The following is an 8,348-nucleotide window of genomic DNA, read 5'->3' as shown; positions in this document are numbered from 1 at the left end:
CCGGGTCCCCGGTCGCAGGCACCCTCGCAATGGGGCGCCATGGGCGGAGCAGCCGAGGAAGGGGGGCCGGCCTCCCGGGCTCCATTCCCGGAAGATCCCGGCATTCGAGGACCGCTGCATCCCCGCCGGCTTCGTTGCACGCCCTCACCGTACCGCTGTGGGTACGCATCGGTCGTGCGCCTCGCCGGTCGGGGCGCATCGGCCCGTCGCGGTCCGACAGCACCGCCTCCGCCTTCTCTCCGATCCTCGACAGGGAAACCCCGGGCAACTTCCGCGTGATCACCACTTTCGGTCTGTCGCCCATCCCGGCCCCTCCTCCCCTTCGTCCGGTGCGCCCTCATTATACAGACAGTTCGGCCGTCCGACCGGGGCGTAATCGGCTTCCGCATCCTCGGAGGGGGGTCGCTCGCTTCGTCGCTCGACTTGCGAACCACCCGCAAGTCTGCGCTTGACCTCCCTCCCGGAAAGCTCCGCCCGGCGTCTCGGGTTCCGTTCCGGAAGAGGCCGTGCAACGAAGCCGGCGGGGATGCCGCGGTCCTCGAATGCCGGGACCTTCCGGGAATGGAGCCCGGGAGGCCGGCCCCCCTTCCTCGGCTGCTCCGCCCATGGCGCGCCCCGATGCGAGGGCGTCGGCAACCGAGGACCCGGGGCGATGCGGGGGGTTCCGCGAGGCGGCCTGTGGAGCGAGGTTGCGGGTCCGGCGAGCGGAACGGCAGCGAGCGGGCGAAGGTCGTGAGCGTAGCCGAGGGGAATCCCCCGCGAGCCAGGGTCCTTCCGCCCGCCGCAATCCCCCGGGGACACTCCTGATTCATATCCGGTATGCGGGAGAGGAGTGTCCCCGCACAGCAGGAGTGTCCCCGCCCAGGAGTGCCCCAGCCCACGGAATATGTGCCCACGGAATATGTGGCCCTCCGCCTTCGACTATACTAAGATATTTCTTTTACTTCCCTCGGAGGCGTCGTGTATGTCACTTCATGCGGTTGTCGAGACGAATCTTCCCGGCCTGACCCTGCTCGGACGGGGAAAGGTGAGGGACATCTACGAGGTGAACGGCAAGCTGCTGCTGGTCGCGTCCGACCGGCTGTCCGCCTTTGACGTGGTTCTTCCGGACGGGATTCCCGGCAAGGGGAAGGTGCTCACCCAGATCTCCGCCTTCTGGTTCCGGAAGCTGTCGGACATCGTTCCCAACCACATGCTCTCGGTCGATGTGGGGGAGTATCCGCCCGCCGCGAGGGCCCACGAAAAGGCGATCGCGGGACGCTCGATGCTCTGCCGCAAGGCGAAACCGCTTCCCGTCGAATGCGTCGTGCGCGGCTACCTTTCCGGATCCGGATGGTCGGAATACCGCGAGCGGGGGGAGGTCTGCGGGATCAGGGTCCCCGAAGGGCTGCCCGAGTCGTCCCGGCTTCCGGAGCCGATCTTCACCCCCGCCACCAAGGAGGAGAAGGGGAAGCACGACGTGAACATCCCCTTCGCGAAGATGGTCGATGTTCTCGGGAGGGAGATGGCCGAGAGAGTGCGCACCATCTCGCTGGAGATCTACCGGAGGGCGGCGGACTACGCCCGGGGAAGGGGAATCATCATCGCCGACACCAAGTTCGAGTTCGGGTTGGCGGACGGGGACCTCATCCTGATCGACGAGGTGCTGACGCCCGACTCCTCGAGGTTCTGGCCCGCGGACAGCTATCGGCCGGGCGGCCCGCCGCAGAGCTTCGACAAGCAGTTCGTCCGCGATTATCTTTTGACGCTGCCGTGGAACAAGACCGCGCCCGGGCCGAAGCTTCCCGCGGACGTGATCGGGAAGACGGCGGAAAAATATCGGGAAGCCCTGAAGATCCTGACGGGAAGGGATATCGAGTAGGGTGAGCCGGCCCGCCTGATTTACAATAGTCTCCAGGGGACACGGAAATTGGCCAGCGAGGAAATTCGCGGCAAGACGGTGGCGATCATCGGCGGCGGCCCTGCGGGGTGCGCGACCGCCATCCGTCTGGCCCGCCTCTCCCGCGAGCGCGGACTCGGCCTGCGCGTCGTCCTTTTCGAGGGAAAGGACTTCGAGCGCCACTACAACCAGTGCGCCGGGGTCCTCTCCCCGCCCATCGAGGAACTTCTCCAGTGCCGCCTCGACATCGAGCTCCCCTACGAGATCTTCAAGCGCCAGATCTCCGGGTACCGGCTCCATACGGGGGGGAAGGAGATCCTGCTCGTCGGTCCCCACCGGGGCGGCGCCACCTACGCCGTGCGCCGGGTCGTGTTCGACCGGTTTCTCCTGGCCAGCGCGGAGAAGGAAGGGGTGGAGGTCTCCCGAAGCCGGGTCACGGCGATCGACTTTCCCGCCAAGGGACGGGACCGGGTCTTTCTGTACACGGAGGGGGGGATGCTCAAGGCGGACGCGATCGTGGCGGCGTTCGGGCTGGACGACGGGATGATGAGCGTCTTCGAAATGTCCACCGGCGGCCGGTACCGCAGGCCGGGCAAATACATGCACACCTTCGTGGTGAAGATCACCACGGACCGCACCTTCATCGACAAGATGCTCGGCAGCATCATCTACGCCTACCTCTTTCCCCCGGGGATCCCCAACCTGGATTTCGGCGCGATCACCCCCAAGGGGGACCACATCATCGTGAACGTGGCCGGGCGGCGCGCCACCGTGGAGGACATGTTCGCTTTCCTGTCGCTGGCCATCGTGCGGGACCACCTCCCGCCGCTCGCCCTCGACGGCCAGGAGGTGTACCGGGGGAAGTTCCCGGGAAAGCCCGCCCGCGGGACGACGGGCGACCGGTATCTGGTGGTGGGGGATGCTACCGGATGGATGCGCCCTTTCAAGGGGAAGGGGATCAACCTGGCGATCCATACCGGCATCCTGGCGGCCGAGACGATGGTGGAGCACGGCATCGGCGCCGCCTCCTTCCGGCTGTACGAGGAGCGGACCCGAAACCTCCGGGAGGATTACCTCTACGGGACGTGGATGCGCCACCTGTGCAAGGCGGGGGAGATCACGGGAATGCTCGGGACGATCCTTTCGATGGCGAAGGTGGACCAGGGCGTGCACGACGCCCTGTTCAACGCGGTGTCCGGGCACGATTCCTTCCGGAACATCTTCCGGCAGTACGTCCGGCCCCGGGTGTTTGCCGACGTGGTCCGGAACTACATCCTGGACCAGAAAAAGAGGTGGGCATGAGCGTCACGGTGCGGAGGATGCGGACCCAGGATGCGGAGGAGGTCCTGCGGATCGACGAGAAGATCACCGGACGCCCGCACGAGGCGCAGTGGGAAGCCCGGATCATCGATCACGTGACGGGGAACCCCCTGGGGTGCCTGGTGGCCGAGGAAGAGGGGAAAATCATCGGCTTCATCCTCGGAGAGATCCGCGGGTGGGAGTTCGCCATCCCGAAAAGCGGCTGGATCGAGATCGTCGGCGTCGACCCGGCGTACCACGGGAAAGGGGTCGCGCGGGCCCTCATCGAGAAACTCCACGTCTACTTTCGCAATCACAATGTGGAGCGGGTGATGACGATGGTGAACTGGAACGACGGCGGTCTGGTTTCCTTTTTCCGCGCCCTGGGGTTCGAACGGTCCGGGTTCATCATCCTGGAGAAAGGGGTAGAACTCCCGAAATAGGTAGATTTTTTCCCGGCGCGCGGGGGCGCATCGGGGAGGGATCGGACGTTCGGCATTGCCCGGGGGAACTTCGAGGAGAAGGCATGGGGAAGGAGGCGGATCTGTTTTTCTACCGGCTGCGAGGCGTGCTCGCGTCCGTCGCCGCCCTCGGGGAAGCCCCGGCAGGGCTTCGGCCCGCGGGGGTCCTCGTTCCGCTTCGCGCCCGCAACGGCGAGGTCATGGTCGTCCTCGCCCGTCGCACGGAGCGCGTCCCGCACCACAAGGGGCAGGTCTGTTTCCCGGGGGGCAGCCGGGACCCCGGGGACGCGGACCTGTTCGCCACGGCGCTTCGGGAGGCCGAAGAGGAGCTGGGGATCCGGGGGGAGAGCGTCGAGCTGATCGGCGCGATGGAGCCGGTCCCGACGGTGACGGGGTTTTTCATCCAGCCGTACGCGGTCCGGATCCCCGAGGAAACCGGTTTTTCCCTCGACGAATTCGAGATGGCGGAGGTCTTCGAGGTGCCCCTCTCGGTTTTTTCGGAATACGACCGGTACCGGTGCGCCGAGACCACATTCCTGGGGGCGGAGTACAAGGTCTACTTCTTCGATTACGGCCCCCACACGATCTGGGGCGCCACGGCCAAGATCCTCCACCGACTGGCGGAGCTTACCCAGGGGATCCCTCGATCCGCCGCCCAATAAACAATAAAACCTCGTTGGCCTGAGGAATCAGGAAGATAGAATGTTTGTAGCGCAAACAACTATCACCAACGAGGTGAAGTTATTATGGCGCAAGGCGTCCTTCCTTACCAGTATCAAGGGCAGATGAGGGAATCGGGGATGACAGCGCTGGGCGGGTTGCCGGTGTATCTGGACCTGGCGCAGGTGGCGGGTTTGTCTTGTGCCAAATTCGCAACAGGGGTCTATACAACGACCATGATTTTCGGGTCAACCGCCTCATGGATGGGTTGAGGGATTGGGGGGGGTAGAAAACGGAAACTGATGGCGATTTGCCATCAGTTGCGCCGAAAGACCCCCCCTGATACTTTGCCGCCTCGCTTCCTTTCCGCTCACCCACGACAGCGACTGTCGCCTCCCCGCCCCAAGTCGCTTTGGCTGGACCGCCGGCAGGACACCCTGGGGATGGGGAAGCTCCTCGAAAAGATGCGGGAGCTGACGGACAGCCCGCCCCGTTGACTTTCATCGATAAATGAGCAAAAATACGCGTGACATTGAGCAATTCGTTAATATATCGAAGTAGAAGGGGTATTTTTGTTCAAGCGCCACGCTTTTCAAACATTGCTCTCCCGGATCCGGGAACCGCGCAAGTTCATCCAGGTGCTGGCGGGCCCCAGGCAGGTCGGGAAGACGACACTGGCGCGCCAGGTCATGGAAGCAGGGGGATTTATGTCCCACTACGCCTCCGCCGATGCCCCGACACTTCGCGACCGGACCTGGATCGAGCAGCAGTGGGACCTTGGCCGTCTTCGCGCAGGGGAGGGCGACGCCCTGTTGGTCCTTGACGAGATCCAGAAGATCGGCGAATGGTCGGAGGTCGTGAAGCGCCTCTGGGACGAGGATACGGCAAGCGGCAAGCCGCTCCAAGTGGTCATCCTCGGATCCGCGCCGCTGTTGGTCCGCAGCGGACTGACGGAGAGCCTCGCGGGGAGGTTCGAGATCCTCCCCATGACGCATTGGTCGTTCGGAGAGATGCGCGAGGCCTTCGGATGGGACGTGGAGCGATACGTGTACTTCGGCGGGTATCCGGGGGCGGCGGGCCTGACCGGGGACCGGAATCGCTGGTCCCGCTACATCGTCGATTCCCTGATCGAGACCACCGTCTCGCGCGACATCCTTCTCATGACCCGGATCGACAAGCCGGCTCTGCTTCGCCGTCTCTTCCATCTCGCCTGCGACTATTCCGGGCAGGTCCTTTCCTACCAGAAGATGGTGGGACAGTTGCAGGACGCGGGGAACACGACGACGCTTGCACACTACCTGGACCTGCTTGCGGGGGCCGGGATGGTAGCCGGAATCCCGAAGTTTTCGGGAAGGCGGGTGCGGCAGAGGGGGTCCAGCCCCAAGCTGCAGGTGTTGAATACGGCGCTCATGACGGCGCAGTCCCCCCTGTCCTTCGAAGAGGCGCGACGGAATCGGGATTACTGGGGGCGGCTGGTGGAATCGGCGGTCGGCGCACACCTGCATAACAGCAGCGCCGGCGCCGGTGTCGAGATTTCGTATTGGCGGGATCGCGGGAAGGAGGTCGACTTCATCCTTCGCTCCGGAAAATCCGTCGTGGCATTGGAAGTCAAGAGCAGCCGCAGGAAGGAGTCCTTGCCGGGGCTGGCGGCGTTCGGCAAGCTGTATCCCGCGGCGCGAAAGCTCACGGTGGGTGACCAAGGTATTCCGTTGGAGGAGTTTCTCCTGACTCCGGCGCCCCGGTTGATCGGGTAGACGCTCCCAATATCCCGCGATCTCCCCTGGGTGAGTGGCCGTCATCCGTCGTTGTCGCTGCTGGTGCGGGCGCGCTCGATGATCGCGTTGAGCGGGAACCTTGGGAACCCCTCTGCGCAAGGACAGGCGGTGGATTTTGGGATCTCCCTGCCATTGACACCCTTTCTGCCACCTGCATAGAATATAAAATTACGTTTTTATCGCGAAGGCAATGCCGGAAGGCACGGGGGGAAAAGCGGTGCCGCACAAGAGAGAGCCGGGCTCCGTCGGCCTGGTCAAGAAGCAGTTCTACACCTTTGCCGAGCCTCCCCACGAGATGGAGCTCTCCTCCGGGGCGAAGCTGGGGCCGATCACGCTCGCCTACGAGACGTACGGGCGGCTCAACCGCGACAAGTCGAACGCCATCCTGATCCTCCACGCCCTCTCGGGCGACTCGCACGCCGCGGGGAAATACGCGGAAGACGACAAGCACCCGGGCTGGTGGGACAACACCATCGGACCCGGCAAGGCGTTCGACACCGACAAGTACTTCGTCCTCTGCTCGAACGTCATCGGAGGGTGCCAGGGGAGCACCGGGCCGGCCTCGATCAACCCGGCGACGGGAAAGGAGTACGGCCTCTCCTTTCCGATGATCACCGTCCACGACATGGTGAGCGCCCAGATCCGCCTGATCGACCACCTGGGGATCGACAAGCTCCTCACCGTCACGGGCGGTTCGATGGGAGGGATGCAGGCGCTCCGGTGGGCGGTCTCCTACCCGGACCGGGTGATCGCGGCGATCCCGATCGCGACGACGTCGAAGCTTTCCCCCCAGGGGATCGCCTTCAACGAGGTGGGCCGGGTGGCGATCATGGCGGACCCCAACTTCAGCGGGGGGGACTATTACGGGAAGACGGTTCCCCGGGAGGGGCTGGCCCTCGCCCGGATGATCGGCCACATCACGTATCTGTCCGACGACTCGATGCACGAGAAGTTCGGGCGGAAGCTCCGGGGGAAGAAGTCGTTCGGCTACAACTTCAACGTCGACTTCGAGGTCGAGAGCTATCTGCGGTACAAGGGGGACACCTTCGTCCACCGCTTCGACGCCAACTCGTACCTCTACATCACGAAGGCGATCGACTACTTCGACCTGTCGCTCCCGGAGGGCTCCCTCGTCAAGGCGGTGGAGGGGGCGAAGGCGAAGTTCCTCATCATCTCCTTCAAGTCCGACTGGCTCTATCCCCCCTACCAGGCCCGGGAGATCGTGAAGGCGCTGATGATCAACGGGGTCGACGTGACGTATTGCGAGATCGACTCGCGGTACGGGCACGACGCCTTCCTGCTCGACGAGGGGGAGATGTCCAAGATCCTGACGAACTTCCTCGCCAACGTCGCGGAGAAAAGCGGCCTCCGCGAGGCGGCGTCCTCGTAATGGCCGAAGGGGCGCGGATCGACCACAGCGTCATCCTCGATCTCATCCCGGCGGGAAAGAAGGTCCTGGACCTGGGGTGCGGCGACGGGTCGCTCCTCGTGAAGCTCGTCCGCCAGAAAGGGGTGACCGGCCGCGGGATCGAGATCTCCGAGGAGGGGGTCCGTGCCTGCATCGCCAAGGGTCTCACCGTCATGCAGGGCGACATCGACAAGGGACTGCGCGACTACCCGGACAACTCGTTCGACTACGTCGTCCTCAACCAGACGCTCCAGGCGGTGAAAAAACCCGACGTGGTCCTCTCGGAGATCCTGCGCGTGGGGAAGAAGGGGATCGTGGGATTTCCCAACTTCGCCTACTGGAAGATGCGGTTCTACCTGTTCACCTTCGGGCGGATGCCGAAGACCGAGTTCCTCCCGTTCGAGTGGTACGACACGCCGAACATCCACTTCTGCTCGATTTTCGACTTCACCGAGTATTGCGCGAAGAACGGGGTGACGATCGAGAAGACCGTCTACCTGTCCACCGACCGGGGCGGACGGGTGCTTCGCGGGGTCCGGCCGAACATGTTCGCGGAAAACGCCGTCTACCTTCTCTCGGCGAAAAAGAGTTAGGTCGTCCGGGCGGCGTCGCCGCCGCGGACGGCCCGCGGGCCGTATCGAAACGCGCGGGGCCGGGGCAATCGGGAAAAAGGGGGATTGATTTTTCGGCGTCCATACTCTAAGGTAATTTGTTACATATTGGGGCTGTAGCTCAGTTGGGAGAGCGCCTGAATGGCATTCAGGAGGTCGTCGGTTCGATCCCGATCAGCTCCACCAGAATTTGCAGGGGGTTAGCGAGTTCCGCTGATCCCCTTTTTCTTCCCGGTTGCGCGGGGGGTGCGGTTT

At 64.1% G+C, this 8,348-nt stretch carries 8 protein-coding genes and 1 tRNA gene; 8 read left to right on the top strand and 1 reads right to left on the bottom strand.

Annotation, left to right across the window (positions count from 1 at the left end):
• Positions 1–304 (bottom strand): hypothetical protein (locus tag VJ307_00340; GenBank protein ID HJX72572.1); only part of this gene is annotated, 304 nt, incomplete at its 3' end.
• Between the two features lie 660 nt (positions 305–964).
• On the opposite strand from VJ307_00340, the gene VJ307_00335 reads away from it, so the two are divergent.
• From VJ307_00335 to VJ307_00300, 8 genes are all read left to right on the top strand, one after another.
• Positions 965–1,861 (top strand): phosphoribosylaminoimidazolesuccinocarboxamide synthase, encoded by an 897-nt coding sequence (locus VJ307_00335; GenBank protein ID HJX72571.1) that lies wholly within the window; start codon positions 965–967, stop codon positions 1,859–1,861.
• 48 nt (positions 1,862–1,909) lie between these two features.
• Complete coding sequence (locus tag VJ307_00330) at positions 1,910–3,181, top strand: NAD(P)/FAD-dependent oxidoreductase (GenBank protein ID HJX72570.1); 1,272 nt, start codon at positions 1,910–1,912, stop codon at positions 3,179–3,181.
• Positions 3,178–3,621 (top strand): GNAT family N-acetyltransferase, encoded by a 444-nt coding sequence (locus tag VJ307_00325; protein HJX72569.1) that lies wholly within the window; start codon positions 3,178–3,180, stop codon positions 3,619–3,621. Before VJ307_00330 ends, VJ307_00325 begins: the two co-directional genes overlap by 4 nt.
• A gap of 83 nt (positions 3,622–3,704) precedes the next feature.
• On the top strand, positions 3,705–4,301 hold the full coding sequence (locus VJ307_00320) for a CoA pyrophosphatase (GenBank protein ID HJX72568.1): 597 nt from the start codon (positions 3,705–3,707) through the stop codon (positions 4,299–4,301).
• Positions 4,302–4,871: 570 nt separating this feature from the next.
• Positions 4,872–6,053: an ATP-binding protein gene (locus VJ307_00315; GenBank protein HJX72567.1), complete on the top strand. Its 1,182-nt coding sequence runs from the start codon at positions 4,872–4,874 to the stop codon at positions 6,051–6,053.
• Between the two features lie 238 nt (positions 6,054–6,291).
• Positions 6,292–7,464 (top strand): homoserine O-acetyltransferase, encoded by a 1,173-nt coding sequence (locus VJ307_00310; protein HJX72566.1) that lies wholly within the window; start codon positions 6,292–6,294, stop codon positions 7,462–7,464.
• Positions 7,464–8,075 (top strand): methionine biosynthesis protein MetW, encoded by a 612-nt coding sequence (gene metW / locus VJ307_00305; GenBank protein HJX72565.1) that lies wholly within the window; start codon positions 7,464–7,466, stop codon positions 8,073–8,075. Before VJ307_00310 ends, metW begins: the two co-directional genes overlap by 1 nt.
• Before the next feature lie 128 nt (positions 8,076–8,203).
• A tRNA-Ala gene (locus VJ307_00300) sits at positions 8,204–8,279 on the top strand.
• Positions 8,280–8,348 lie beyond the last annotated feature (69 nt).

Source organism: Candidatus Deferrimicrobiaceae bacterium (assembly GCA_035256765.1).
Taxonomy (GTDB): Bacteria; Desulfobacterota; Deferrimicrobia; order Deferrimicrobiales; family Deferrimicrobiaceae; genus CSP1-8.
The sequence above is the reverse complement of the archived record's forward strand: the minus strand, read 5'-3'. Positions and strand labels throughout refer to the sequence as shown.

What these genes read in the sequence shown, in the direction of transcription:
- VJ307_00325 (HJX72569.1), top strand. Translation starts at nt 3,178, where the DNA reads ATGAGCGTCACGGTGCGGAGGATGCGGACCCAGGATGCGGAGGAGGTC.
- metW (HJX72565.1), top strand. Translation starts at nt 7,464, where the DNA reads ATGGCCGAAGGGGCGCGGATCGACCACAGCGTCATCCTCGATCTCATC.
- VJ307_00335 (HJX72571.1), top strand. Translation starts at nt 965, where the DNA reads ATGTCACTTCATGCGGTTGTCGAGACGAATCTTCCCGGCCTGACCCTG.
- VJ307_00320 (HJX72568.1), top strand. Translation starts at nt 3,705, where the DNA reads ATGGGGAAGGAGGCGGATCTGTTTTTCTACCGGCTGCGAGGCGTGCTC.